Genomic DNA, 25,302 nt, shown 5'->3' with positions numbered 1-25,302 from the left:
GCTCCAGGGAAAGCCGGCGTCTCACTCCGCTGGAACACCCCTCATCCGTCTCGGCGCTTGCGCGCCGATCCACCTTCTCCCACAAGGGGAGAAGGGAAAGGCTACGCTTACCCCAGAAACACCTTCGCCTTCATCGTCTCGGGTATTTCCACGCCGAGCCGGCTCAGCACCGTCGGCGCAAGCTGCAACTGGTCGAGCAGCGTGTCGGCCTTAGGCCCCTTGGCCGGGCCGAAATAATAGAGCGCGAAATCCTGCATCTCGTCGTCGCGGCCGCCATGATGGCCACGGTCGGTCTGGCCATGGTCGGCCGTCACCATCACTTCATAGCCGGCTGCGCGCCATTGCGGCAGGAAGCCTGCCAGCATGGCGTCCATCGCATAGCAGGCATGGTCCATCTCGTGGCAGTCATGGCCGAAGCGATGGCCCATCGAATCCAGCGTGCAGGTGTGCAGGATGCCGTAGTCGATGCCGTGGCGCTTCGCCAGCATGGTCAGCGTCGCGAACAGGTCGACGTCGCTCGGCGTCATCTGGTTCTTGAGATTGTAGCCGGTCATGGTGTGGAAGCGGCCATGCGTGATCGGCCCGGCGGGCTCGTCGAACTCCATGTCCTCGACAAGGTCGAACGGATACGAGCGGAAGAATTCCGACCAGTAGGAATGGGTCACGGCGCCCGTCCTGCCGCCGGCCTTGCTGACTTCGGAAAAGATATCCGGCTGTGTGACGCGAAAGCGGTTCTCGTTGGAAAGGATGCCGTGCACCTGCGGCGTGACCCCGGTGTGGATCGAGGCATAGCAGCAGGCCGAGGTCGACGGCAGCACGGAACGCATCTTCCAGACCTGCGCCTCGCCCGACTGCGCCCAGCCCTCGAGGTTGCCCATCAGCCGGCGCCAGTTCCGGTAGGGCACGCCGTCGAGGATGATGAGCAAAAGCTTGGATTTGAGCGCCACGGAAGGTTCCTGTGATTGGTCTTCGAAAACAAAAGCGCCGCGTGTCGCGCGGACACGCGGCGCTGCTTTGGATAGCCCGATATCAGGCGCTCAGCCAGCACTCGTTGAGCGCATAGCCGTCCATCATCTCGCCGTTCGGGTTCTTCACCCAGCCGCCGACCTTCTTGGTGTTGGCGGCATCGACGAACTGGTTGAAGAACGGCACGATCAGGCCGCCTTCGTCGCGCATCAGCATCGCCATGTCGCGATAGATCGCCTTGCGCTTGGCCTGGTCCAGCTCGGCGCGGGCCGTGTAAAGCATCTTGTCGAATTCGGGCCGCTTGAAGCGCGTGTCGTTCCAGTCGGCGGTCGACACATAGCCGGTGGAATACATCTGGCCCTGCGTCGGCCGGCCGCCCCAGTAGGAGAGCGAGAAGGGCTGTTTGTTCCACACTTCCGACCAGTAGCCGTCGCCCGGCTCGCGCTTGATCTCTATTCTGATGCCGGCCTTGGCGCAGCTCTGCTGGTAGAGCTGCGCGGCGTCAACCGCGCCGGGGAAGGCGACGTCCGACGTGCGCAGCAGGATCGAGCCGCTATGACCCGACTTCTTGTAGGCGGCGGCCGCCTTTTCCGGATCGAACTTGCGCTGCTCGATGTCGGAGGAAAACAGCGGATAGGCTTCGTTGATCGGAAAGTCGTTGCCGACCGAGCCATAGCCGCGCAGGATCTTGTCCAGCATCTCCTCGCGGTCCATCGCCAGCTTCAACGCCATCCTGAGGTCGTTGTTGTCGAAGGGCGCGGTGTCGCAGAACATGTTGAACGGGTAATAGCCGCGCCCGGCGACGGCCTCGATGCTGACGCCCGGCATGCGCTTCACCAGGTCGACCACCTTCGGCTCGACACGGTTGATCAAGTGCACCTGGCCGCCCTGCAGCGCCGCAAGCCGGGCCGTCGCATCGTTGATGACGACGATTTCGATCTGGTCGGCATGGCCGGCCTTGTCGCCGCGCCAGTAATTGGCGAAGCGCTCGCCGCCATGCTTCACGCCGGGCTGGTTGACGCTGACCTTGTACGGACCGGCGCTGATACCGGCATTCGGATTGTCCTTGCCGCCATTCGGCTGGATGACGAGATGGTAGTCGGCCATCAGATAGGGGAAGTCGGCATCGGCGTCGCTGAGCGTCACCACCACGTCCTTGCCGTCGGCCTTGATGGTCTTGATGTTCTTCAAAATGCCGAGCGCGCCGGATTTCGACTTCTCGTCGGCATGGCGCTCGAGCGTCGCGACAACGTCTTCCGCCTTCACCGTCTTGCCGTTGTGGAACTCAATGCCGTCGCGGATCTTCATCGTCCAGGTCTTGGCGTCGGCCGACGCGCCGATCTCCTCGGCGATCAGGTTCTCGACGCCGCCGTCCGGGGTCAGGCGGACGAGGAATTCACCCCATTGCTTGCAGAAGCTGAAGGTGACCTGGCTGAGGTTAAGCGCCGGGTCGAGGCTGTTGGTCGATTCACCGCCCTGCAGGCCGGCCTTGATGATGCCGCCTTTCACCGGCGTCGCGGCAAAAGCCTTGCCGGCCAGTGTCGTCGCCAGCGCCGCCGAGGCGCCGAGCGCCGCCGCGCGGCCGAGGAAATCGCGCCGCGAGATCCTGCCCTTGCCGGCGAGTGCGGCGAGATGGTCGAGTTCGGTCTGCATGTCCTGCCCCCATTTGAGATTGATTTGGTGCGGGCTCTACCTGCCCGCAGCCGATCTTTCCCGTTCCCCATTGCAGCCGCATGACAGCGGCCGCCTAGGCGGCAGACTTCACACTTTTCCGGGAATTGCTTTAGAGCATGATCCCGAAAAGTGGGAACCGGTTTTCGGAAAAGATCATGCTCAAACAAAGAGTTAGAGCGGGATGGCGATTCAACGAAACGTCATCCTGCCCTAGTTTCCGGCGCTCGCCATGCGCCGTCCCGCGATCGCCTTCTCCAGCCAGCCGATCTCCATTTCGGGCACGGAGGAGAGCAGCAGGTCCGTGTAGGCGTCGAAAGGCGGCGTCAGCACCTTGCTCTTGGAGCCGTAGCGCACCACCTCGCCGCGATACATCACCGCGATCGAATCGGCGATCGACTTCACCGTTGCCAGGTCATGCGTGATGAACAGAAAGGCGACCTTCTCCACCTGCTGCAGATTGAGCAAGAGCTTCAGGATGCCGTTGGCGACCAGCGGGTCGAGCGCCGAGGTCACCTCGTCGCAGATGATCAGCTTCGGCTTGGCGGCGAGCGAGCGGGCAATGCAGACGCGCTGCTTCTGGCCGCCGGACAATTCGGCTGGGTAGCGGTCGACGAAACCCTTGCCCATCTCGATCTCGTCGAGCAGTTCGGCGACGCGCTTGTCGCGCTCGCGTCCCTTGATGCCGAAATAAAACTCCAGCGGCCTGCCGATGATGGTGCCCACCGTCTGGCGCGGGTTCATCGCCACGTCGGCCATCTGGTAGATCATCTGCAGCTGGCGCAAATCCTCCTTCGGCCGGTCGGCCAGCCTGTTGGCGAGCGGCCTGCCGTCAAAGGTGACGGTGCCTTGCTCAGGCGGCAACAGGCCGGTGATGGCGCGCGCCAGCGTCGACTTGCCGGAACCGCTCTCGCCGACGACGGCAAGAGTCTGGCCGGGATAGATGTCGACCGAGACGTTCTTCAGCACCTTGACATGCCCGCCGCCATAGGCGGCCGTCACATTCTTCACCGACAGGAACGGCGTTGTGCCGGGCTGCTGCTCCCGGTGTTCGATCTCATGCACCGAAACCAGCGCGTTGGTGTATTCCTGGCGCGGTTCCTTGATGATCTGCCGCGTGCCGCCCCACTCCACCAGCCGGCCATGGCGAAGCACCATGATTTCGTCCGACACCTGGGCGACGACGGCAAGGTCGTGGGTGATGTAGAGGGCCGCGACATGGGTGTCGCGGATAGCGTCCTTGATCGCCGCCAGAACGTCGATCTGCGTCGTCACGTCAAGCGCCGTGGTCGGCTCGTCGAAGACGATGAGGTCGGGCTCCGAGCAGAGCGCCATCGCCGTCATCACGCGCTGCAGCTGGCCGCCGGAGACCTGGTGCGGGTAGCGCTCGCCGATCGTTTCGGGATTGGGCAGGCTGAGCTTCTTGAACAGCGCAATAGCCCGCTTCTCGGCCTCGGCGCGCGTCGCGGTACCGTGCAGGAGCGTCGCCTCGACCACCTGGTCGATCAGCTTGTGCGCCGGATTGAAGGCGGCTGCCGCCGACTGCGCGACATAGCACACCTCGCGTCCGCGCAGCGCCCGCACGCCTTTTGGTCCGACCTTCATGATATCACGGCCGTTGAGGATTACCTCGCCGCCGGTGATGCGCACGCCGCCGCGGCCATAGGCCATGGACGACAGGCCAATGGTCGACTTGCCGGCGCCGGATTCGCCGATCAGGCCGAGAACCTTGCCTTTCTCGAGCGTCAGCGAGACCTCGTGGACAAGTGTGATGGTCTTCGGCGCCTCGCCCGGCGGATAGACGGTCGCCTCGATGCGCAGGTTGCGGATGTCGAGGAGCTTGCCTGAACTTGCCTGCCCGGACTTTGCCTTTGCCTGGTTCTCAGCCATCAGCCGCGTCCTCCCTTCAGGCTCGTCGTGCGGTTGAGCACCCAGTCGGCGACGAGGTTGACCGAGATCGCCAGCACCGCGATCGCGGCCGCCGGGATCAGCGCCGCCGGAATGCCGAACACGATGCCGTCCTTGTTCTCCTTCACCATGCCGCCCCAGTCCGAATCCGGCGGCTGCACGCCAAGGCCGAGGAAGGACAGCGCCGACAGGAAGAGCACGGCGAAGATGAAGCGCACGCCAAGCTCCGCCACCAGCGGCGACAAAGCATTGGGCAGGATCTCGCGGAAGATGATCCAGGCCTTGCCTTCGCCGCGCAGCTTCGCCGCCTCGACGAAGTCCATGACGTTGATGTCGACGGCAACGGCGCGCGACAGGCGATAGACGCGGGTGGAGTCCAGAATGCCCATGACCAGGATCAGCGTCAGCGTGGTCGTCGGCAGCACCGACAATACGACGAGGCCGAAGATCAGCGTCGGGATCGACATCAAAAGGTCGACGAAGCGCGACAGCAGCGTGTCGAACCAGCCGCCGAACACAGCCGCCGTGAAGCCGAGGATCGAGCCCAGCGAGAAGGACAGCGCCGTCGCCGCCACCGCGATCTCCATGGTGATGCGCGCGCCATAGATCATGCGCGAGATAAGATCGCGGCCGAGATTGTCGGTGCCCAGCCAGTGGGCGGCCGACATCGGCTCCCAGACGTCGCCGACGATCTCGCCATTGCCATGCGGCGCGACCCAGGGCGCGAAGATGGCGCAGAACGCAAGGAAGCCGGTCAGGATCAGCCCGACCCAGGCGGTGAACGGGATTTGTCGTAGCGCCATCGCCTCAATTCCCCCTTTGGTCGTTTAGCATCCGGCCCATCACTTTCGATGCCCCCATCATTTCGGATGTCTCAGCCGCGGATTGGCCACGATGGCGGCGATGTCGGCAACGATGTTGAGCGTGATGTAGACCGCGGCGAAGATCAGGCCGACCGCCTGCACCACCGGCACGTCGCGCTTGGCGACATGATCGACCAGATACTGTCCCATGCCCGGATAGACGAAGATCACTTCGACCACGACGACGCCGACAATGAGATAGGCGAGATTGAGCATGACGACGTTGACGACCGGCGCGATCGCGTTGGGAAAGGCATGCTTGCGGATGATGTCGAAGGCCTTCAGCCCCTTGAGCTCGGCCGTCTCGATATAGGCCGACTGCATGACATTGAGGATCGCAGCGCGCGTCATTCGCATCATATGGGCGAGCACCACCAGGGTCAGCGCCGTAGCCGGCAGCACCACGGCCTGCAGCCTTTCCAGGAAGGGCGTGGAGTCGTCTACCGTCGAGATGCTGGGGAAGATCTGCCATTTCACGGCGAAGAAATAGATCAGCACATAGCCGATGAAGAACTCCGGGAACGATGTCGAGGCCAGCGCCAGGCCGGAGATCAGCTTGTCGACGAAGCCGTTGCGATAGCGCACCGCAATGAGGCCGAGGATGATCGCCAGCGGCACCGCGACGATTGCCGCGCAGGCCGCCAGGAACAGCGTGTTCTTCAGCCGGGTGCTGATGGAGGTCGCAATGTCCAGTCCGCTCGACTGCGCCGTGCCGAAGTCGCCATGCAGGATGCCCCAGAGCCAGTGCACGTAGCGCAGCCACGCCGGGTCGTTGAGCCCGAGCTGCTCGCGCAGGTTCGCCAGCGCCTCCGGCGTGGCCGACTGGCCGAGGATCGCCTGGGCGACGTCGCCCGGCAGGATCTGCGTGCCGGCGAAGATAAGCACCGAAACGGCCAAAAGAAGAACCAGGCCCAGCAAGACGCGCTGAGCGACCAATCTCAGGATCGGAGACGACATCGGCTACCTGCAACGGTGAAGAAGGGACGACGCCCGCCTTTCGGGCGGGTCATGAAAACGGGGAAGGGCCGGCTTGCGCCAGCCCTTCCCTTATCCTTCATCAGGCCTGCAGCCAGCACTCGATCAGGGCATGGCCGTTGCTGAGTTCCTGCGCCGGGTTGTCGACCCAGCCTTCGACGCCCTTGCCGGTTGCGTCGACGAACTGGTTGAAGAACGGCACGATCAGGCCGCCTTCGTCGCGCATGATCTCGCCCATGTCGCGATAGATCTTCTTGCGCTTGGCTTCGTCGAGCTCGCCGCGCGCCGCAAGCACCATCTTGTCGAAGTCCGGGCGCTTGAAGCGCGTGTCGTTCCAGTCCGCGGTCGAGAGGTAAGCGGTCGAATACATCTGGTCCTGGGTCGGACGGCCGCCCCAGTAGGAGAGCGAGAAAGGCTGCTTGTTCCAGACTTCTGTCCAGTAGCCGTCGCCGGGCTCGCGCTTGATCTCGATCTTGATGCCGGCCTTGGCGCAGCTCTGCTGGTAGAGCTGGGCGGCGTCGACCGCGCCCGGGAAGGCGACGTCGGAAGTGCGCAGCAGGATCGAGCCGCTATGGCCTGACTTCTTGTAAGCCGCGGCTGCCTTTTCCGGATCGAACTTGCGCTGCTCGAAATCGCCGGCGAACAGCGGGTAGGCCTTGTTGACCGGCATGTCGTTGCCAACCTCGCCGTAGCCGCGCAGGATTTTGGTCAGCATCTCCTCGCGGTCCATGGCAAGCTTCAACGCCATCCTGAGATCGTTGTTGTCGAAGGGCGCGGTGTCGCAGAACATGTTGAAGGGGTAGAAGCCGCGGCCCGAGGCGGCGCGGATCGTGACGCCGGGCAGCCGCTTGACCAGGTCGACGATCTTCGGCTCGACACGATTGATCATGTTGACCTGGCCGCCCTGCAGCGCTGCCATGCGCGCCGTCGGGTCGTTGACGACGACGATCTCGACCTGGTCGGCATGGCCGTATTTGTCGGCCTGCCAGTAGTTGGCGAAGCGTTCGCCGCCATGCTTCACGCCGGGCTGGTTCGTGGTGACTTTGTACGGGCCGGTGCCGATGCCGGCGTCCGGCTTGTCCATGCCCCCATTCGGCTGGATGATCAGGTGATAATCCGCCATCAGATAGGGCATGTCGGCATTCGGGTCTTTCAGCGTGACCACGACATTGCCGCCGTCGGTCTTGATGGTGTCGATGCTCTTCAAGACGCCGAGCGCGCCCGACTTGGACTTCTCGTCGCTGTGGCGCTTCAGCGTCGCCACCACGTCGTCCGGCGTCACTTCCTTGCCGTTGTGGAACTGGACGCCCTTGCGGATCTTCATCGTCCAGGTCTTGGCGTCGTCCGAAGAGCCGATTTCTTCGGCAATGCGGTATTCGACGCCGCCGCCCGGCGCGAGCTCGACCAGCGTCTCGCCCCAGCATTTGCCGAAGGCGAACGGAACCTGGCTAAGGAAGGTCGCCGGATCTAGGCTGTTGGTGGATTCGCCGCCCTGCAGGCCGGCCTTCAACGTGCCGCCCTTAACCGGACCGGCCGCACGCACGGCCTTGGAGAGCAGCGAGTTGGCAACGGTGGCGGCGACGCCGAGCGCCGCGGCGCGGCCGAGAAAATCGCGACGGCTAAGTTTTCCGGCCGCGACTCGCCGGCTGAGATAGTCGAGTTCGTTGGACATTATGGTTCCTCACTCTGGATATCCGACCTTAGGGTCGTTTCTTGCTATTGGAGGAGATAATGACCGTAAGGGAAAGCGACAGGCAAGACCGAATGCGACATACCGTGGCGTAAATCGCACGTCGCATTTGGACCAATCTTGTCTCGGCTCAAACCATGGAGCGTGGGATCGCCTGCTCGAAGTCGCGTTCGAAGACCAGCTTTTCGCCCTCATAGGCCTCGATTCTGGCGCTGACGATGAAGTTGCCGACGTCCGATCGCATCTGGGCAAAAGTTTCGGTCCGCACCGACCATTCATTGCGCGACAATGTCTGCGTCCAATGCGTGGCTCCGGTGGCCGACAACGGGTCGTCGGGATGGATCGTCCATGTCTCGCGCGCGATGCTGCCATTGACCAGCCCATGGTCGAGGTCGCGCAGCTCGCCGAAGTCGTCGGTTATGGAGAGCGTGACAAGGCCGGTCTTCTCGTCGCGGTCGACATGGCGTTCGGACTTTGCCGGCCGGATCGTCTCGGTCGCCCAGGGTTTCGCGCCTTCCGGCTCAGCAAACGAAACCTCATCCTGCTTTGCCAGCGGGCGCAGCGGCAGCTTCAGCGTCGCCTTCGCGAGATCGAGCCGCACCGGCTCCGGCGAGGGCCAGATCATTGGCCAGTAGGCGGTCGAAACGGCGACGCGCAATTTGTGGCCGGCCGGCACCCGGTAAGCGCATTGGTCGAGCACGACGCGTGCCGACACCGTCTCGCCGGGAATCAGCGCATGCGGGAATTCATGCGAGCTGCGGTGCGTGAGATTGAGAACGCCATAGGAAATCAATTCCGAGGCGCCGTCGGGATGCACGTCGCAGAGGCGCACCGCGATGTTGGCCTGTGGCCGATCGGAGGCAATTCGGACCTCGAGCTCGGGCGCCCCGACGATGTCGATCGCCTCACCGAGCTCGGGTTGGTCGAAGCAAACCGACAGCGCGTCGTCGGGACGCTGGTCGCCCGGCAGTTCCGGCCCGAAGGTGAAGGGAAAATACTCACCGCCGGCAAGCCCGCAGGTCTGCGGCGAAGCGACGATCGAAGGTCTTGCACCTGCCGAAACGAGCTCGATTGCCTCGACCTTGATGTTCGAGGACGGCCATTCCTGTTCCGCCACCCAGCGGCCCGGCCGCTCGGGATGCCAGCGCGCCGGCCGCACGCTGTCCATGACATAGGCACGATAGTCCGGATCGGCTTCGACGCCGGTTTCAGCACCCTTCAGCCAGCGGTCCCACCAGCGCAGCGCTTCCTGCAGGAAGCCGATCGCCGGATTGGGTCCGGCATAATGAGGGTACTTGTGGATCCAGGGGCCGACGATGCCCTTGACCGGCGACTGGATGCCGGTGACGAGATTGGAGATGGTGTTGCGGTAGCCGTCATGCCAGCCGCCGATCGACAGCACGGCCGCCTTCACGGCGGAAAAATCCTCGCAGATCGAGCCGCGCTTCCAATAGGCGTCGCGATGCTGGTGGCTGAGCCAGAGTGGGAGGAGAAAAGACTGGTTCTCCAGCCGGCTGAGCCACAGGTCGCGCCAGCGATTGCTGCCGGCGATCGCCGGATCCGGGGGCCGCGACGAATAGGACAGCATCGTCGAGGCCCAGCCGAAATTTTCCAGGAGCAGGCAGCTGCCCTTGTAGTGGATGTCGTCGGCATAGCGGTCGACGGTCGAGCACAGGCTGATCACCGCCTTCAGCGCCGGCGGCTGCTTCGCCGCGACCTGCAGGCAGTTGAAGCCGCCCCAGGAAATGCCCATCATGCCGACATTGCCGTTGCACCAGGGCTGCGCCGCGGCCCAGGCGATGACGTCGCAGGCATCCTGCAATTCCTGCTCGGAATATTCGTCGTCCATCAGCCCTTCGGAATCGCCATTGCCGCGCATGTCGACTCGGATCGAGGCGTAGCCATGCCCGGCGAAATAGGGATGCGTCAGCTGATCGCGAAAAATGGTGCCGTCGCGCTTGCGGTAGGGCAGGTGCTCCAGGATTGCCGGAACTGGATCGTCAGCCGCATCCTCCGGCATCCAGATGCGCGCCGACAGCCGGCAACCATCCGGCATGACGATGCCCATATCGGGAAATTCGACGACCTTGCGGGGGAATTCGGTGACGGTTTTCATGGGGCGCATAACGCTCCGCGGCGTGACGACTTTCAATCGCCATTCGCGACTGGAGCATCAAAAAATGCGACCTGGGTCGTTGGTGAACGCACCCTCCGATGATCCGGCTTCTCCTTGCATTCTCCAGTAATTTATGTATTACGTTTATTTACGTGGCCCGACGCAGATACGGTGGATGATCTCGCCTGAAAATCGTTTGGGATGAGCCAAAACGGGTGACGAACCTCGCAAACCGAGGTCTCGATTTCGCTGATCTCGATATCGAGTTTTTTGCCACGTCAATCGTCCTCCCGGCCAAGACTGGCCGGTTGAAGGCGATTGGAGAATTTGGAGAGATCATTCTCGCCGTGATCTTCAAGCCGCTTGGTTCCGAAGCGATCTCGGTGATCTCGATGCGTCATGCCAGCCGAAAGGAAAGGTCCGTGTATGAGCAACACTAAGTCACGCGTTCGGCGGCTTACCGACGCCGAGGAAGCCGAAATTCAAAGACAGATTGCTGCCGATCCCGAGGACGGGGAGGCGACAGACGAACAGCTGGCACAAGCCAAGCCTTTCGCGGAAGCGCTCCCGGAGCTCTTCGAGAGTATAAGGCGCTCACGTGGCCGGCCAGCCCTGGAGAAACCGAAGCAAGTCGTCTCCATCCGCCTGGACCAGGATGTCGTCAGAAAATTCAAGGCGACCGGCAAAGGCTGGCAGGCAAGGATAAATAAAGTGCTGAAAAACGCGAAGGTGAGGTAGGCAATCCGCGTCAGTTCAGCGGAATGTCGTTATCGGCCTTGCTTGCCTGATAGGCGCCTGACAGCTCGTCATAGCGCGCCGCGATCCTGCCGATCCGCGCCTCCAGCCGGTCGCGCTCGGCCTCGGGCAACCCCCGCACCAGCCGGCGGATGGAAAAGCTCTTCCAATAGGCGTTCTCGGCGTTGTAGCCGCCGGGATCGAGGGTGAAGACCTCCTTCAGGATCTTGAGGTCGTGTGGGATAGCAAAACTGTCGCGCGAATCCTCGTGGCTGAAGAGGTAGTAGAAATTGTCGAAACCGGTCCAGGTGATCGCCGACAGGCAGAGCGAGCAGGGCTCGTGGGTAGCCACGAACAGCGCATCCTTGGTATCGACGCGCTCGGCCTTGGGCATCTCGTAGAAACGCTTCAGGCAGTGCACCTCGCCATGCCAGAGCGGATTTTCGATTTCGTTGTTGGTTTCGGCCAGCACCAGCGAGCGGTCGCCCTTCCGCAGAATCGCGGCGCCGAACAGCTTGTTGCCATGGGCGACGCCTTCAGCGGTCTTCGGCACGATGTCGTGCTCAATGACGTCGAGCAGGCGGTCGATCAGCGAAACGTCGGTCATGGGTAAGCTTTCAGGGGAGGTGGATCTCGTATGGATGCGAGAAATGGAACTCTTCGAGATTGGAGCCCTCACCGGCGCGGTCGACGATGACAAAATCCTGTTCCTCGCCGATCGGCGTCAGCACGCCGTGCCAAAGGTTGCGGCGGTAGTTGATGCCCTGTCCGGGGCCGGCGAGAAAGGCATGCGGCTCACCCGGCCCATCCTTGGTGTCGTGGCAGACGACGACCAGGAACGGTCGCGGCGACAGCGGGATGAAAGCCTGGCTGCCGAGCGGATGGCGCTCGACCATGCTGAGCTTCAGCGGCATCTCATAGGGCGTGCCGCGCACCATCGAGATCAGCACGCGCGCATTCGGGCCGGCGGCTTCCGCCGTGGCCAGGTCGTGATAGCGCATCGCCCGACCGCCATTGATCGGGTAGCGGTTGTCGCCGCTCATGTCGATGACGTCGCCGAAGGGCGCGAAGGTCTCGCGGGTCAACGGTCGGGCGACGATGCGGGTCACCGCGCGTTGCCCCCAAGGTAGCCGCCAAGCCTGGCGTGCCGGTTGACGTCCTTGTAGAGCAGATAGCGGAAATTGCCGGGGCCGCCGGCATAGCAGGCTTGCGGGCAGAAGGCGCGCAGCCACATGAAGTCGCCCGCCTCGACCTCGACCCAGTCCTGGTTGAGCCGGTAGACCGCCTTGCCTTCCAGCACATAGAGCCCGTGCTCCATGACGTGGGTTTCGGCGAAGGGTATAACCGCGCCCGGCTTCAGCGTCACGATTGTGACATGCATGTCGTGGCGCATGTCGGCCGGGTCGACGAAGCGGGTCGTTGCCCAGCGCCCTTCCGTACCCGGCATCGGGCTCGGCGCCACGTCCTGATCGCTCGAGAAGAAGGCCTCCGGCACGTCGAGGCCGTCGACGGCCTCGTAGGTCTTGCGGATCCAGTGGAAGCGGGCAGCTTCGCCACTCTCGTTGCGCACCGTCCAGCCGCTGGCCGGTGGCAGGAAGGCGAAGCCGCCGGGGGCAAGCACATGTTTCTTGCCGGCAAGCGACACGGTGATCTCGCCCCCGACGACGAACAGCACGCCCTCGGCGCCCGCATCGAGTTCCGGCCGGTCGCTGCCGCCGCCTGGTAGAACCTCGACGATGTATTGCGAGAACGTCTCGGCGAAGCCCGACAGCGGCCTTGCGATGATCCAGGCCCGCGTCTCGTCCCAGAACGGCAGCGGGCTGGTGACGATGTCCTGCATCACGCCTTTGGGGATGACCGCATAGGCCTCGGTGAAAACGGCCCTGCCGGTCAAAAGCTCGTTCTGGCCGGGATGGCCGCCATGCGGCGCATAATAGGTTCGCTCGGCAGTCTTGATCATATCCATGGGGGTCCCTGGCGTTATTGCGGGAGCATGTCTCTCAGCCGAAGCAGCGCGATGCGTTCGACCTGTTTGCAGGCGGTTTCCAGCTCGGTGCCGCGGCTGTTGCCGATCCGCGCCTCGAACTCCGCCAGGATTTCGTCCTTGGTCTTGCCCTTGACCGCGATGATGAAGGGGAAGCCGAAGGTCGTGACATAGGCGGCGTTGAGTTTCGAGAACAGCTCGCGCTCCTTGTCGGTCAGCGCGTCGAGCCCGGCGGAGGCTTGTTCCTTGGCCGATTCCGGCGTCAGGCGCTTGGCCTTGGCCAGCTTGCCGGCGAGGTCCGGGTGGGCGTTGAGCACCGAAAGCCGCTCGGCTTCGCTCGCCGCGCGGAAGATGCGGCAGAGCGCATTATGCAGGCCGCCGGCGCTGTCATGCGCAGGCCCGAGTTCGAGCTCATAGGCGCGCTCGGCGATCCACGGCGAATGCTCGAAGACACCGCCAAAGGCATGCACGAACTCTTCGAACTCCATCCGCGACGGGCGCAGCGCCGGCGCCTCGTAAGGGTGCGTTTCGCGCCAGTGCCTGGCGATGTCGATGCGCCGCGTCAGCCAAACCTTGTCATGCGACTTCACATAGTCGACGAAGCGCTTCAGCGCCGCCACGCGGCCCGGGCGGCCGACCAGCCGGCAGTGCAGGCCGATATTCATCATGCGCGGCCTGCCCGCTTTGCCCTCGGCATAGAGCGTGTCGAAGCTGTCCTTCAGATAGGCGAAGAACTGGTCGCCCGAATTGAATCCCTGCGGCGTCGCAAAGCGCATGTCGTTGGCGTCGAGCGTGTAGGGGATGACGAGCTGCGGCGTCTCCAGCCCGTCGCGGTCGAACCAGTAGGGCAGTTCGTCGTCATAGGTGTCGGAGACGTAGTCGAAGCCGCCTTCCTCGGCGACGAGGCGAACGGTGTTGACCGAGGTGCGCCCGGTGTACCAGCCGGTCGGCCGCGCGCCGGTCACTTCGTAATGCAGCCGGATGGCCTCATCGAGGTCGCGCCGCTCGTCCTCGGCCGCATGGTCGCGATAGTCGATCCATTTCAGCCCGTGCGAGGCGATTTCCCAGCCGGCCTCCTGCATCGCCGTGACCTGGTCGGGCGAGCGCGCCAGCGCCGTGGCGACGCCGTAGCAGGTCACCGGCACTTGCGCGTCGGTGAACAGCCGGTAGAGCCGCCAGAAGCCGGCCCGCGCGCCATATTCATAGATCGATTCCATGTTCCAGTGGCGTTGGCCGACCCAGGGCGCCGCCCCGACGATCTCCGAAAGGAAGGCTTCCGAAGCCTTGTCGCCATGCAGCACGCAGTTCTCGCCGCCTTCTTCATAGTTGACGACGAACTGCACCGCGACATGCGCGCCGCCGGGCCATTTCGGATCCGGCGGATTGGCCCCGTAACCGCGCATGTCCCTATCGTAACGCATTGCCACTCCTGCCCGATGGTTGAGATGAAGATATCGAAAGGAGTGCGCATGCATTCCCCCGAAAATTTTTGAAAGTGCTTTTTGCCGCGCTCCGCTCGACCGGGGCTTATGCATCGCCTTTAATGGGCGCACAATTGACCTGAAACTGTACCGGCCAATCGGTCGTGCTGGAAATGGGAGGCGCCAGTGGCAGAAACGTCGAAAGCCGATGGCGGGCGCCTGACGACCCATGTGCTCGACACCGCGACTGGACGGCCGGCAAAGGGCCTGTCGATCGGGCTTTTCCGCATCGAAGGCCAGAGCCGCACGCATCTCAAGACCGTGGCCACCAATGACGATGGCCGTTGCGACGCGCCGCTGCTCGCCGGTGCCGATTTCCGCACCGGCGAATATGAGCTGGTCTTCGCCGCCGGCGACTATCTGCGTGGCCAGGGTGTCGACCTGCCGCAACCGGCCTTCCTCGACATCGTGCCGATCCGCTTCGGCATGGCGGAGGCGCGGCATTACCACGTGCCGCTCTTGATTTCGCCCTATGGCTACTCGACCTATCGGGGGAGCTGAGACATGGCCGGGACCCGCAACGAGATACGCTTCATCCTGAACGGCGCCGACGTGGCGCTGAAGGACGTCGCGCCCGATGCGACTTTGCTCGACTGGCTGCGGCTCAACCGCGCGCTGCGCGGCACCAAGGAAGGCTGCGCCGAAGGCGACTGCGGCGCCTGCACGGTGCTGGTCGGCAAGCTCGCTGCCGAAGGTCTCGTCTACGAAAGCGTCAACGCCTGCATTCGCTTCATGGGCTCGCTCGACGGCACCCATGTCGTGACGGTGGAACATCTGCGCGGCGATGGCGAAAAACTGCATCCGGTGCAGCAGGCGATGGTCGATTTCCATGGCTCGCAGTGCGGCTTCTGCACGCCGGGCTTCATCATGTCGCTCTATGGGCTCTGGATGAAGAACCCCGATCCGTCCGACGCGGCGATCGAGAAGGCGCTGCAGGGCAATCTCTGCCGCTGCACCGGCTATGAGGCGATCATGCGCGCCGCACATGCCATTTCGAGCTACGGCAAGGCGGCCAAGGATCCGCTGGCGCTGGAGCGCAAGGACATCACCGCGCGGCTGAAGGCGCTACGCGATGGCGCCAGGGTCGAAATCGGCTCCGGCAAGGCGCGGCTGATCGTGCCGGCCAATGCCGACGATTTCGCCGCCATCTTCGAAAACGAGCCGAAAGCGACCGTCGTTGCCGGTTCGACCGACGTGGGCCTGTGGGTCACCAAGCACATGCGCGACATCTCGCCGGCAATCTTCATCGGCGGTCTCGATGGCCTTGGCGCGATGTCCGAGAAGGATGGCGTGATCACCATCGGCGCCGGCGTCACTTACACCGAAGCCTTCGAAACGCTGTCGAAGCATATCCCGGCCTTGGGACCGCTGGTCGACCGCATCGGCGGCGAGCAGGTGCGCAATATGGGCACTATCGGCGGCAACGTCGCCAATGGCTCGCCGATCGGCGACACGCCGCCGCCGCTGATTGCGCTCGGCGCTGAGCTCACCCTGCGCAAGGGTAACGCCCGCCGCACGATACCGCTCGAAACCTTCTTCGTCGCCTATGGCAAGCAGGACCGTCAGCCCGGCGAGTTCGTCGAATCCGTCCATGTGCCGGTGCCGGCAAAAGGAACGAAGTTTGCCGTTTACAAGGTCACCAAGCGCCGGGACGAGGACATCACCGCGACGCTCGGGGCTTTCTACCTGACCTTGGCCAAGGATGGCACGGTGACCGATATCCGCATCGCCTATGGCGGCATGGCGGCGACGCCGAAGCGCGCCACGGCGGTCGAGAAGGCGCTGACCGGCAAGGCCTGGAACGAGGCGACGGTGGAGGCCGCAATGGCCGAATATGCCAAGGATTTCACGCCGCTGACCGACATGCGGGCGACCGCCGAATACCGGGCGCTGGCGGCAAAGAATCTGCTGCTGCGCTTCTATATCGAGACGACCGGAACGAAGGCGCCGTTCCAGGTATCACGTGAGGAGGCGGCCTGATGAACAAGCACGCCACTCCCAACCTCAAGGCGGAAAAAATCACCGGCGGCGTCGCCACCGACCAGCGGCACGATTCCGCGCACAAGCATGTCAGCGGCACCGCCGTTTATATCGACGACATGCCGGAGCCGGCCGGCACGCTGCATGTCGGCCTCGGCCTGTCGAAGGTCGCGCATGGCGCCCTGAAGAGCGTCGACCTGTCGGCGGTGCGCTCGGCTCCCGGCGTTGTCGATGTGCTGACCCATGCCGACGTTCCCGGCGAGAACGATGTTTCGCCAAGCAACATGCATGACGATCCGGTGCTCGCCGAAGGCAAGGTGCAGTTTTACGGCCAACCGATCTTCGCCGTGGTCGCCGAGACGCGCGAGGAAGCGCGCCGCGCGGCGCGCCTGGCCAGGATCGAATATGACGAGCTTCCGGCCGTCATCGACATCTGGGATCTCGACCCGGTCAAGGACAAGCAGGTCACCACGCCGCTGATCCTGAAGCGCGGCGATGCCGCCGCGGCGATCGCGGCCGCTCCCCGCCGCATCAAGAACCGCATGTGGCTCGGCGGCCAGGACCATTTCTATCTCGAAGGCCAGGTCTCGCTGGCCATTCCCGGCGAGGATGACGAGGTCATCGTCTATTGCTCGACTCAAGGGCCGAGCGAGACGCAGCATCTGGTCGCCCATGCGCTCGGCGTGCCGAGCCATGCCGTGACAGTTGAGGTGCGCCGCATGGGCGGCGGCTTTGGCGGCAAGGAAACTCAAGCCAACCAGTGCGCCGCGATCGCCGCGATCGCCGCCAAGAAGCTCAAGCGTGCGGTGAAAATCCGGCTCGACCGCGACGAGGATATGACCGCCACCGGCAAGCGGCATGATTTCGCCATCGACTACGAGGTCGGCTTCGACGACGAGGGCAACATCCTCGGCGTCGACTTCACCTATGCGCTGCGCTGCGGCTTTTCCGCCGACCTGTCCGGCCCGGTCGGCGACCGTGCGCTGTTCCACTGCGACAACGCCTATTTCTATCCGGCGGTGCATGCGAAGTCGGCGCCGCTCTACACAAACACCGTCTCCAACACCGCCTTCCGCGGCTTCGGCGGCCCGCAAGGCATGGTCGGCGCCGAGCGCGTTATCGACGAGGTCGCTTTCGCCGTCGGCAAGGACTCGCTCGAGATCCGCAAGCTCAACTTCTACGACCCGATGGAGGCCATCGGCGAGCGCAGCGTCACGCCCTACCACCAGAAGGTCGAGGATTGCATCATCCAGCGCATCGTGGCGGAGCTGGAGGAAAGCTCCAATTACGCGCGCCGCCGCCGCGAGATCAGCGCCTTCAATGCCAACAGCCGCTTCCTCAAGCGCGGCCTGGCGATGACGCCGGTCAAGTTCGGCATCTCCTTCACCAAGACCGAGGCCAACCAGGCCGGCGCGCTGGTGCATGTCTATGCCGACGGTTCGGTGCATATGAACCATGGCGGCACCGAGATGGGCCAGGGCCTGCATCTCAAGGTGGCGCAGGTCGTGGCGGAAGAGTTCCAGATCGACCTCGACCGGGTCAAGATCACCGCCACCACCACCGCCAAGGTGCCGAACACCTCGCCGACGGCGGCTTCCTCGGGTGCCGACCTCAACGGCATGGCGGCGCAGGATGCCGCGCGCCAGATCCGCAAGCGGTTGACCGATTTCGCCGCCGACAAATATCAGGTCCCGCACGACCAGGTCGTGTTCCTGCCCAACCGGGTGCGCGTCGGCAACCAGGAGGTGGCCTTCAACGACCTGGTCAAGCAGGCCTACATCAACCGCGTCCAGCTCTCGGCGGCCGGCTTCTACAAGACGCCGAAGATCCATTGGGACCGGAGCAAGGGCCGTGGCCACGCCTTCTACTATTACGCCTATGGCGCGGCCTGCTCGGAGGTTTCGGTCGACGCGCTCACCGGAGAGTATGTCGTCGAGCGCACCGATATCCTGCACGACGCCGGCCGCTCGCTGAACCGGGCGATCGACCTCGGCCAGATCGAGGGCGGCTTCATTCAGGGCATGGGCTGGCTGACCACGGAGGAATTGTGGTGGGACAATAGCGGCCGGCTGCGCACGCATGCGCCGTCGACCTACAAGATCCCGCTCGCCTCCGACCGCCCAAAGATCTTCAACGTCAAGCTGACCGACTGGTCGTCGGCCTATGAACCGACCATCCATCGCTCCAAGGCGGTCGGCGAGCCGCCGCTGCCGCACGGCATGTCGGTGCTGCATGCGCTGTCGGACGCGGTCGCGAGTGTCGCTGACCACAAGATCTGCCCGCGCCTCGACGCGCCGGCGACGCCGGAACGGGTGCTGATGGCGATCGAGCGGTTGAAGCGGGAAGCTGCGAAGCCGGCCTGAGTGGGCCGAAACGTGCAAATCGAGGCGCAAAACGCTATATTTCCCAGCGCACGACCCCGAAATCGGCGTCGATTTCGGAAAGGATCATGCGCCAAACAGACGAAAATGCAGACGATGAACTCGAAAGTGCAAGAGCTGAAGGAATTCCTCGGCCGCGTCGGCCGGGCTGCATTGGTTGAAGTGGCGGCAACGAAGGGCTCGACGCCGCGCGAGGCCGGTGCCTTCATGCTTGTCTCGATATCGTCGATTTTCGGCACGATCGGCGGCGGCCAACTCGAATATATGGCGATCGACAAGGCCCGACAGATGCTGCGACCCTTATCTCCCCGCACGGGGGCGGATAGCGAAGCCCGGATTGAGGTCGATGAGGTCTGCGCCACGCTGGATGTCCCGCTCGGGCCGGAAATCGGCCAGTGCTGCGGTGGCCGCGTCGAGGTGTCCATCCGCTTGGTCGATGCTTCGCTTGAACGCGAGCTGATCGCCAAGGCCGAAGCCGAGGAAGCGCATCTCCCGCATGTCTATCTCTTCGGCGGTGGCCATGTTGGCCAGGCGCTGGCTGCGTCGCTGGCGCTCCTGCCGACCCATGTCGTCGTCGTCGAGACACGGGCAGATGCACTGGAAGGCATGCCCGAAACGGTGGAAACACGCCTGACGCCGATGCCCGAGGCCGTGGTGCGCGAGGCGCCGGCTGGGTCGGCCTTCGCTATCCTGACCCACGACCATGCGCTGGATTTCCTGATCGTCGCCGAGGCGCTGAAGCGCGACGACACTGCCTATGTCGGCATGATCGGTTCCAAGACCAAGAAGGCCACCTTCAAGAACTGGTTCCTGAAGTCGGCCGAAGGCAGCGATGCCCAGTTCGGCCGGCTCGTCTCGCCGATCGGCGGCAATGCGGTGAAGGACAAGCGCCCGCCGGTGATCGCAGCACTCGCCGCCGCCGAGATCATGACGGCGCTGGTGTCGCACGCCGTCGAGGCGCCAAGGTCCACCGGTGCTGAAAAGGCGATGGCCGGCTGATCAGCCGGCCATGTGAGCGGCCGTCTGGCTATTCCTTCTCCTGCGTGTGCGCCTCCAGGAACCACAACAATTTGTCCAGTGAGCGCGAATAGGCGGTGAAGATGTCCGCCGTATCGCGATCGCCGGCGTCGTCCGCCTCGTTGATCGCCTCGCGCGTCAGCTTGGCGGCCGCGGCATAGCGGTCGATCAACGCCGCCAGGTGATCCTTGGTCTTGTGGATGTCGGTCGGATAGGGTTTCAGCCGGGTTGCCTTTGACACTTCTTGCGAAGTGCCATGCGCGGTGCCGCCGAGCTGGACGGCGCGCTCGGCGATGATGTCGACATGGCCGTCGATCTCCTCGCGGAATTCATCGAGCATCTCGTGGATGGCGATGAATTGCGGGCCCTTCACGTTCCAATGCGCCTGCTTGGTGATCAGCGCCAGGTCGATGGCGTCGGCAAGCCTGGCGTTGAGCAGATCGATCGATTCCTTCTTGGCATCGGATTTGAGGTCGTTCTTGGTGACGATGGCGTCCATGGTCGGCTCCTGTCGCGCTGCGTCGGTGATGAAAGCTGAAGGCGGCCCGAGCGACCGCCAGTCGTCAGAACGGCGACGACCCGAATTTCGTTCCGCATTGGAATAAGGAGCCTGATTGCAGCTGTGACTGAAGCTCACGGCTGCTCGTCGCTTTCTTCGTTTCCCAAACGCGGTCGAACCGTGTTTTCTGCGCGCCTGACCAGCGGTGAACACGGGACGAGCGACATGGACGTATTGCGCATAGCGGCATTTTCGGATGGGAACACCGGCGGCAATCCCGCTGGCGTGGTGATCGGCGAGGCCTTGCCGGGCGCGGCCGACATGCAGCGTGTCGCGGCCGAAGTCGGCTTTTCGGAAACCGCCTTCGCTGCGCCCGAAGGCGACGGCTGGCGCGTCCGCTACTTCTCGCCGGAATCGGAAGTGCCCTTCTGCGGCCACGCCACGATAGCGCTCGGTGCGGCGCTGGTTAGAAAATTCGGCGACGGCATCTTCAAGCTTACCCTCAACCAGGCCGACATAACCGTCGAAGGGTTTCGCGACGGTGCCAACTTTGCCGCCGCCTTGCAGTCGCCACCGACGCGAAGCAAGGCTGTTTCGTCGGAACTGGCCGGGGAGGCTCTCGCCTTGTTCGGCTATCAGCCGGGCGATCTCGACCCCGCCATTCCGCCGGCGCTGATCCATGGTGGCGCCGATCACCTCGTCCTGGCGCTGAAGTCTCGCGAGGCGCTGGCCGCCATGGCCTATGATCTGAGAAAGGGCCAGTCCTTCATGCGGCGCGAAGGCCTGGTCACGATCCTGCTCGCCTATGCCGAGACGCCGCGCCTGTTCCATACGCGCAATCCATTCGCTTCCGGCGGTGTCTACGAAGATCCGGCGACGGGCGCCGCGACCGCTGCCTTTGCCGGCTATCTGCGTGATCTCGGCTGGCCGCATGGCGGCGCGATCGACATCGTTCAAGGCGAGGATATGGGCATGCGCTCACGCCTTCATGCCGATATCCCACCGACACCGGGCAGCTCGATCAGAGTGTCGGGAACGGCACGGCTGATGGACTGAACTCTTAAACCGGCCGCTTGAGGCCGAGATGCTCGCGCAGCGTGCGGCCTTCGTAGTCCTTGCGGAACAGGCCGCGCCGCCGCAGCTCCGGCACGACCAGCGTCGCAAAGGCGTCGAGCTCGCCCGGGAACCAGGACGGCATCACGTTGAAGCCGTCGGCGGCGCCGCCTTCGAAGCGGGCCTGCAATTCGTCGGCGATCTCCCCGGCCGTGCCGACAATGCGCCAATGGCCGCGTGCGCCGGCAAAGTAACGCGCGAGCTCGCGGATCGAGAGCCCGTCGCGGCGCGCCTGCTCGATGACCAGCGCCTGCCGGCTCTTCATGCCTTCGCTCTCCGGCAGTTCGGGCAGCGGCCCGTCGATCGGGTAGCGGCCGAGATCGGAGATGCTGAGATAGCTGGAGAGCAGCGCCACGCCGACATCGTCGGGGATCAATTCCTGCAGCGCGTCATATTTCGCCTGCGCCTCGGCTTTCGTGGCGGCGACGATCGGCGCCACGCCGGGCATGATCTTGACGTCGTCCGGCTGTCGCCCATAGGCGGCGAGCCGCCCTTTGAGATCGTCATAGAAGGCCTTGGCTTCCTCAAATGTCTGCGCCGCCGAGAACACGACGTCGGCGGTGCGCGCGGCAAGATCCTTGCCGTCATCGGAGGCGCCGGCCTGCACCATCACCGGCGCGCCTTGCGGCGAGGGCGGAATGTCGAGCGGATCGCGCACCGAAAAGCTTTCGCCGTCATGGCCGGCAGCGCGCCGGTTCCACAGGCCGGTGATGACGGTCGCGAATTCCCGCGCCCGCGCATAGCGGTCGGCATGCGGCCGCAAGCCCGTCGCGCCGAAATTCGCCGCTTCGATTGGGCTCGCCGAAGTGACGAGGTTCCAGCCGGCGCGGCCGCCGCTCAGATTGTCGAGCGAGGCGAACATGCGCGCCAGCCCGTAGGGCTCATTGTAGCTGGTCGATGCCGTCGACACGAGGCCGATGCGCTCGGTCTGCGCGGCCAGCGCCGACAGCAGGCTGATCGGCTCGAAGCCGATGGAACGCGAAGTCTGGCTGGCGATGTTGACATCGGCCTCGCGCAGGCCGGCGGCGTCCTCGCAGAACACCATGTCGAACTTGGCGGCCTCGGCAGTGCGGGCAAGCTGTACGTAATGGTCGATGTCGATGCCGGCCTTCACATGCGCATCCGGATGGCGCCATGCGGCGATGTGATGGCCGGTCGCCCACAAAAACAGGCCGAGCTTCATCTGGCGAGTGCTCATTTTGCGCCTCCGGCGCCAAGCCCGAGATAGTCGCGTAGCGTCTTGCCGGCATAAACAGAGCGGGCGGAATTTCGACGGCGCAATTCCGGCACGATGCGATCGGTGAACCCGTCGATCGCGGAACGGTCAGTCGGCACAGCAAAGATAAGGCCGTCACAGCATTCCGCGCCGAACCACGCCTCCAGCCTTGCGGCGGTGAGATCGGGGGCGAAAACCGTCGTCAGCACTTTTAGCGCGTCAAGCGTGCGTCCCGCGGCCAGCGCCCGTTTCTTGAGATCGTCGCAGGTCGCTCCAGCACCTTCCGGCGAGGGTTCCTCAATCGCTATGACATCGGCGACTTTGGCGCCGAAATCGAGGTCGGCCTTTGTCAGACCGGACATGAACAGCAGCGGCGTGTCCTGCGGCGAGCGGGCGATGTTCAGCGGTCCGCGCACCGAGAAGAACTCGCCCTTATGGTCGAGGAAGTGCATCTTGCGGGGATCGTGGAACCGGCCGCCCGCCTGGTCGAACAGCAACGCGTCCGCGTCCCAGCCTCCCCACAGCCCTTGCACGATGCCGATATATTCTGCCGCGCGGCGGCGAAAATCATCGTCCGAAAAACCTTCCGGTCGGCTGAAATTGGCCGCCTCGAGCGGATTCTGCCTCAGCGTCGCGTTCCAGCCGGCGCGGCCATGGCTGATAATGTCGAGCGAAGCAAAGCGGCGCGCCAGATTATAGGGCTGATGCGCGAGCGTCGAGGTGGTGGCGACGAGGCCGATCCTGTCGGTCACCGTCGCCAGAGCGGCAATGAGCGTGGTCGCTTCGAACGGGCTGGTCGATGGCTCGCCGCTCGTCAACGAGTCGGAAATGACGACCATGTCGATCCCCGCCGCCTCGACCTTCCGCACGAAACCGGCAATCTCCGCGAATGTCAGCCCGGTCTGCCCTGTGGCGACGGCGATGTTGAGCGAAACGGCGAGATGCATTGGGTGGCCTATTCGGCTGCGGGCGACCTCGCGCAACCATCCGGTTACCAACCTAGGCTGGCTTTCGCGTAAGGCAACCGGCCCGGATGGGCCACCAGGCTGCCACTTGCCAGCCAGCCACCGGATAGCAGCCGGTAGAAGCCTTGACGGCCCGAACGTTGCGTTGGCGGCCATAAACTTCGGCAATTAGCCTGAACGCCCATCCCGTCGTCATTCTATGGCGGAGCAAGGAGCGAAGCGACGCGGCGCAGACCATAGAATCCATTCCGTGACTTCAAAACGTTGCGACGATGCAGAATTCTGCTCCGCAGCACCCTACGATTACAGTCACGGAATGGATCCTCGGGTCTGTGCTCCGCTTCGCGTCGCTCCGCCCGTGGATGACGACGTCACGCAGGCTTCGGCCAATCGCGACGCAACGTCACTTGCCCGCCAGCAGTCGCGTGCATCGAGGTAGAGGTCTTGACGGCCCGAACGTTGCGTTGGCGGCCATAAACTTCGGCAATTAGCCTGAACGCCCATCCGGTCGTCATTCTATGGCGGAGCAAGGAGCGAAGCGACGCGGCGCAGACCATAGAATCCATTCCGTGACTTCAAAGCGTTGCGACGGTGCAGAATTCTGCTCCGCAGCACCCCTACAATCAAGGTCACGAAATGCACCTCGGGTCTGCGCTCCGCTCCGCCCGTGGATGACGACGTCACGCAGGCTTCGGCCAATCGCGACGCGACGCAGCGCTAGCGGCCCATCACTTCCCGGCCAAGATATCCTTGATAAGCCGCTGGCAGCGCTCGGCCATGAAGTCGAGCAGCAGCCGCACTTTCGGGTCCTGCAGCTTCTTGTGCGGATATACGGCGGCGAACTGCACCGGTGTCGGTGGTGTCTTGGCCAGGATCACCTTCAGCCTCTGGTCGCGGATGAACGGCTCGACCTCGAAACGCGGCTTGTTGATGATGCCGCGTCCGGACAAGGCCCAGCCGGTCAGCACGTCGCCGTCGTCGGTGTCGTAGGGACCGTGCACCTCGTATTTCTGCGGCCCGCCCGGCGTCTGCAGCGTCCAGACATATTCGCGCGCCCCGGCGTAGCGCAGCATCAGGCAATCGTGCTTCTTGCCTATCAGTTCCTGCGCCTCGGCCGGTTCGCCGCGCGCTTCCAGATATTTCGGCGCCGCCACCAGCACGCGCTCGCATTCCATGATGCCGCGCATCCTGAGGCTGGAATCCTCGATGATGCCGAGCCGGAAGGCGACGTCGATGCCTTCCTTCATGATGTCGACATTGTGGTCGGAGAGCCTCAGCCGCACCTCGATATCGGGGTACTTGTCGTGGAAGTCCGGAATGCCGGAGGCGATCAGCCGCCGGCCGAGGCCGAGCGGCGCCGTGACCCTGATGGTGCCGCGCGGCTGGCCGGAAAGTGCCGCGACCGCGGCTTCCGCCTCGGTGATCGCGTCCAGCACCTGCTTGGCGCCGGTGTAGAACACCGTGCCGTGCTCGGTCGGCATCAACTGGCGGGTTGTGCGGTTGAAGAGCCTGACGCCCAGGTGCTTCTCCAACTCCTTGATACGGTTGGAAGCCACCGCCGGCGAAATGCGCATGTCGCGCCCCGCCGCCGACAGATTGCCGAGCTCGACGACGCGGACGAAGACGGCGATGTTGTCGAGATAGGCCATGCGTCGCTCTCATGCGGCTGCGTAGGGCAAGCCTAGTATTTTTTATTTTTTTTTGAAAGTCATCGCGCACCTCGCCTCTTTTCGTTTGCGCGC

Annotated in this window: 22 protein-coding genes; 7 read left to right on the top strand and 15 right to left on the bottom strand. The window is 63.9% G+C overall.

The genetic code is table 11. The features are described 5' to 3' along the window. Positions 1-107 precede the first annotated feature (107 nt). The 7 genes from AC0YKC_RS04475 to AC0YKC_RS04445 form a co-directional block, all read right to left on the bottom strand. Positions 108-947: an alkaline phosphatase family protein gene (locus AC0YKC_RS04475; protein WP_488510273.1), complete on the bottom strand. Its 840-nt coding sequence runs from the start codon at positions 945-947 to the stop codon at positions 108-110. A gap of 82 nt (positions 948-1,029) precedes the next feature. Next, complete coding sequence (locus tag AC0YKC_RS04470; RefSeq protein WP_488510272.1) at positions 1,030-2,619, bottom strand: ABC transporter substrate-binding protein; 1,590 nt, start codon at positions 2,617-2,619, stop codon at positions 1,030-1,032. Positions 2,620-2,850: 231 nt separating this feature from the next. Further along, positions 2,851-4,527, bottom strand: coding sequence for an ABC transporter ATP-binding protein (locus AC0YKC_RS04465; protein ID WP_488510271.1), 1,677 nt, complete (start codon positions 4,525-4,527; stop codon positions 2,851-2,853). Beyond that, the gene (locus AC0YKC_RS04460; RefSeq protein ID WP_320294167.1) at positions 4,527-5,348 is read right to left on the bottom strand and encodes an ABC transporter permease; all 822 of its coding nucleotides are present in this window, start codon (positions 5,346-5,348) and stop codon (positions 4,527-4,529) included. The genes AC0YKC_RS04465 and AC0YKC_RS04460 overlap by 1 nt, the downstream gene beginning before the upstream one ends. 57 nt (positions 5,349-5,405) lie before the next feature. Further along, a complete protein-coding gene (locus AC0YKC_RS04455) occupies positions 5,406-6,365 on the bottom strand; it encodes an ABC transporter permease (RefSeq protein ID WP_320294168.1) in 960 nt (319 codons plus the stop codon). Between the two features lie 100 nt (positions 6,366-6,465). Continuing rightward, positions 6,466-8,055, bottom strand: a complete 1,590-nt coding sequence (locus AC0YKC_RS04450) for an ABC transporter substrate-binding protein (protein WP_320294169.1) — start codon at positions 8,053-8,055, stop codon at positions 6,466-6,468. A 148-nt stretch (positions 8,056-8,203) separates the two neighbouring features. Further along, on the bottom strand, positions 8,204-10,189 hold the full coding sequence (locus tag AC0YKC_RS04445) for a CocE/NonD family hydrolase (protein WP_488510270.1): 1,986 nt from the start codon (positions 10,187-10,189) through the stop codon (positions 8,204-8,206). Positions 10,190-10,374: 185 nt separating this feature from the next. On the opposite strand from AC0YKC_RS04445, the gene AC0YKC_RS04440 reads away from it, so the two are divergent. Both AC0YKC_RS04440 and AC0YKC_RS04435 read left to right on the top strand, forming a co-directional pair. Further along, the gene (locus AC0YKC_RS04440; protein ID WP_320294461.1) at positions 10,375-10,629 is read left to right on the top strand and encodes a BrnT family toxin; all 255 of its coding nucleotides are present in this window, start codon (positions 10,375-10,377) and stop codon (positions 10,627-10,629) included. Beyond that, positions 10,616-10,927: a BrnA antitoxin family protein gene (locus AC0YKC_RS04435; RefSeq protein WP_434724903.1), complete on the top strand. Its 312-nt coding sequence runs from the start codon at positions 10,616-10,618 to the stop codon at positions 10,925-10,927. The genes AC0YKC_RS04440 and AC0YKC_RS04435 overlap by 14 nt, the downstream gene beginning before the upstream one ends. A 10-nt stretch (positions 10,928-10,937) precedes the next feature. Here AC0YKC_RS04435 and AC0YKC_RS04430 read toward each other — a convergent pair whose 3' ends face one another. Genes AC0YKC_RS04430 through puuE form a run of 4 tightly spaced genes read right to left on the bottom strand, consistent with a single transcriptional unit; the run spans position 10,938 to position 14,329 of the window. Then, positions 10,938-11,531 carry a nucleoside deaminase gene (locus AC0YKC_RS04430; RefSeq protein WP_488510269.1) on the bottom strand — a complete coding sequence of 198 codons (594 nt, stop codon included), beginning with the start codon at positions 11,529-11,531 and terminating at the stop codon, positions 10,938-10,940. 10 nt (positions 11,532-11,541) lie between these two features. Beyond that, positions 11,542-12,033, bottom strand: coding sequence for an ureidoglycolate lyase (locus AC0YKC_RS04425; protein WP_488510268.1), 492 nt, complete (start codon positions 12,031-12,033; stop codon positions 11,542-11,544). Beyond that, positions 12,030-12,890 (bottom strand): bifunctional allantoicase/(S)-ureidoglycine aminohydrolase, encoded by an 861-nt coding sequence (locus AC0YKC_RS04420; protein ID WP_488510267.1) that lies wholly within the window; start codon positions 12,888-12,890, stop codon positions 12,030-12,032. Before AC0YKC_RS04420 ends, AC0YKC_RS04425 begins: the two co-directional genes overlap by 4 nt. A gap of 14 nt (positions 12,891-12,904) precedes the next feature. After that, the gene (gene puuE / locus AC0YKC_RS04415; protein ID WP_488510266.1) at positions 12,905-14,329 is read right to left on the bottom strand and encodes an allantoinase PuuE; all 1,425 of its coding nucleotides are present in this window, start codon (positions 14,327-14,329) and stop codon (positions 12,905-12,907) included. A 186-nt stretch (positions 14,330-14,515) separates the two neighbouring features. Here puuE and uraH point away from each other — a divergent pair, with 186 nt between their 5' ends. From uraH to xdhC, 4 genes are all read left to right on the top strand, one after another. Then, on the top strand, positions 14,516-14,890 hold the full coding sequence (gene uraH / locus AC0YKC_RS04410) for a hydroxyisourate hydrolase (RefSeq protein WP_320294176.1): 375 nt from the start codon (positions 14,516-14,518) through the stop codon (positions 14,888-14,890). 3 nt (positions 14,891-14,893) lie between these two features. Next, positions 14,894-16,369 (top strand): xanthine dehydrogenase small subunit, encoded by a 1,476-nt coding sequence (gene xdhA / locus AC0YKC_RS04405; protein ID WP_488510265.1) that lies wholly within the window; start codon positions 14,894-14,896, stop codon positions 16,367-16,369. Then, entirely contained in the window at positions 16,369-18,732 is a 2,364-nt protein-coding gene (xdhB, locus tag AC0YKC_RS04400) for a xanthine dehydrogenase molybdopterin binding subunit (protein WP_434724909.1), read from the top strand. The genes xdhA and xdhB overlap by 1 nt, the downstream gene beginning before the upstream one ends. 114 nt (positions 18,733-18,846) lie before the next feature. Next, the gene (gene xdhC / locus AC0YKC_RS04395; protein WP_488510318.1) at positions 18,847-19,749 is read left to right on the top strand and encodes a xanthine dehydrogenase accessory protein XdhC; all 903 of its coding nucleotides are present in this window, start codon (positions 18,847-18,849) and stop codon (positions 19,747-19,749) included. A gap of 28 nt (positions 19,750-19,777) precedes the next feature. Here xdhC and dps read toward each other — a convergent pair whose 3' ends face one another. After that, positions 19,778-20,266: a DNA starvation/stationary phase protection protein Dps gene (dps, locus tag AC0YKC_RS04390; RefSeq protein ID WP_488510264.1), complete on the bottom strand. Its 489-nt coding sequence runs from the start codon at positions 20,264-20,266 to the stop codon at positions 19,778-19,780. 225 nt (positions 20,267-20,491) lie between these two features. Between dps and AC0YKC_RS04385 the strand changes: the two genes are divergently transcribed. Next, the gene (locus AC0YKC_RS04385; protein ID WP_488510263.1) at positions 20,492-21,322 is read left to right on the top strand and encodes a PhzF family phenazine biosynthesis protein; all 831 of its coding nucleotides are present in this window, start codon (positions 20,492-20,494) and stop codon (positions 21,320-21,322) included. A gap of 4 nt (positions 21,323-21,326) precedes the next feature. Here AC0YKC_RS04385 and AC0YKC_RS04380 read toward each other — a convergent pair whose 3' ends face one another. The 3 genes from AC0YKC_RS04380 to AC0YKC_RS04370 form a co-directional block, all read right to left on the bottom strand. Next, on the bottom strand, positions 21,327-22,577 hold the full coding sequence (locus AC0YKC_RS04380) for an LLM class flavin-dependent oxidoreductase (protein WP_488510262.1): 1,251 nt from the start codon (positions 22,575-22,577) through the stop codon (positions 21,327-21,329). Then, positions 22,574-23,542, bottom strand: coding sequence for an LLM class flavin-dependent oxidoreductase (locus AC0YKC_RS04375; protein WP_488510261.1), 969 nt, complete (start codon positions 23,540-23,542; stop codon positions 22,574-22,576). Before AC0YKC_RS04375 ends, AC0YKC_RS04380 begins: the two co-directional genes overlap by 4 nt. Positions 23,543-24,288: 746 nt before the next feature. Further along, entirely contained in the window at positions 24,289-25,209 is a 921-nt protein-coding gene (locus tag AC0YKC_RS04370) for a LysR family transcriptional regulator (RefSeq protein WP_488510260.1), read from the bottom strand. Positions 25,210-25,302: the final 93 nt, after the last annotated feature.

Source organism: Mesorhizobium sp. CNPSo 4661 (assembly GCF_057784215.1).
This window is presented reverse-complemented; position numbering and strand designations above follow the sequence as displayed.

Coding starts and splice junctions, on each gene's coding strand:
- dps (WP_488510264.1), bottom strand. CDS start 20,266: ATGGACGCCATCGTCACCAAGAACGACCTCAAATCCGATGCCAAGAAG.
- AC0YKC_RS04435 (WP_434724903.1), top strand. CDS start 10,616: ATGAGCAACACTAAGTCACGCGTTCGGCGGCTTACCGACGCCGAGGAA.
- AC0YKC_RS04380 (WP_488510262.1), bottom strand. CDS start 22,577: ATGAGCACTCGCCAGATGAAGCTCGGCCTGTTTTTGTGGGCGACCGGC.
- AC0YKC_RS04375 (WP_488510261.1), bottom strand. CDS start 23,542: ATGCATCTCGCCGTTTCGCTCAACATCGCCGTCGCCACAGGGCAGACC.
- AC0YKC_RS04420 (WP_488510267.1), bottom strand. CDS start 12,890: ATGGATATGATCAAGACTGCCGAGCGAACCTATTATGCGCCGCATGGC.
- AC0YKC_RS04465 (WP_488510271.1), bottom strand. CDS start 4,527: ATGGCTGAGAACCAGGCAAAGGCAAAGTCCGGGCAGGCAAGTTCAGGC.
- AC0YKC_RS04455 (WP_320294168.1), bottom strand. CDS start 6,365: ATGTCGTCTCCGATCCTGAGATTGGTCGCTCAGCGCGTCTTGCTGGGC.
- AC0YKC_RS04470 (WP_488510272.1), bottom strand. CDS start 2,619: ATGCAGACCGAACTCGACCATCTCGCCGCACTCGCCGGCAAGGGCAGG.
- AC0YKC_RS04430 (WP_488510269.1), bottom strand. CDS start 11,531: ATGACCGACGTTTCGCTGATCGACCGCCTGCTCGACGTCATTGAGCAC.
- AC0YKC_RS04450 (WP_320294169.1), bottom strand. CDS start 8,055: ATGTCCAACGAACTCGACTATCTCAGCCGGCGAGTCGCGGCCGGAAAA.
- AC0YKC_RS04385 (WP_488510263.1), top strand. CDS start 20,492: ATGGACGTATTGCGCATAGCGGCATTTTCGGATGGGAACACCGGCGGC.
- AC0YKC_RS04460 (WP_320294167.1), bottom strand. CDS start 5,348: ATGGCGCTACGACAAATCCCGTTCACCGCCTGGGTCGGGCTGATCCTG.
- AC0YKC_RS04370 (WP_488510260.1), bottom strand. CDS start 25,209: ATGGCCTATCTCGACAACATCGCCGTCTTCGTCCGCGTCGTCGAGCTC.
- puuE (WP_488510266.1), bottom strand. CDS start 14,329: ATGCGTTACGATAGGGACATGCGCGGTTACGGGGCCAATCCGCCGGAT.
- xdhA (WP_488510265.1), top strand. CDS start 14,894: ATGGCCGGGACCCGCAACGAGATACGCTTCATCCTGAACGGCGCCGAC.
- xdhC (WP_488510318.1), top strand. CDS start 18,847: ATGAACTCGAAAGTGCAAGAGCTGAAGGAATTCCTCGGCCGCGTCGGC.
- xdhB (WP_434724909.1), top strand. CDS start 16,369: ATGAACAAGCACGCCACTCCCAACCTCAAGGCGGAAAAAATCACCGGC.
- AC0YKC_RS04445 (WP_488510270.1), bottom strand. CDS start 10,189: ATGAAAACCGTCACCGAATTCCCCCGCAAGGTCGTCGAATTTCCCGAT.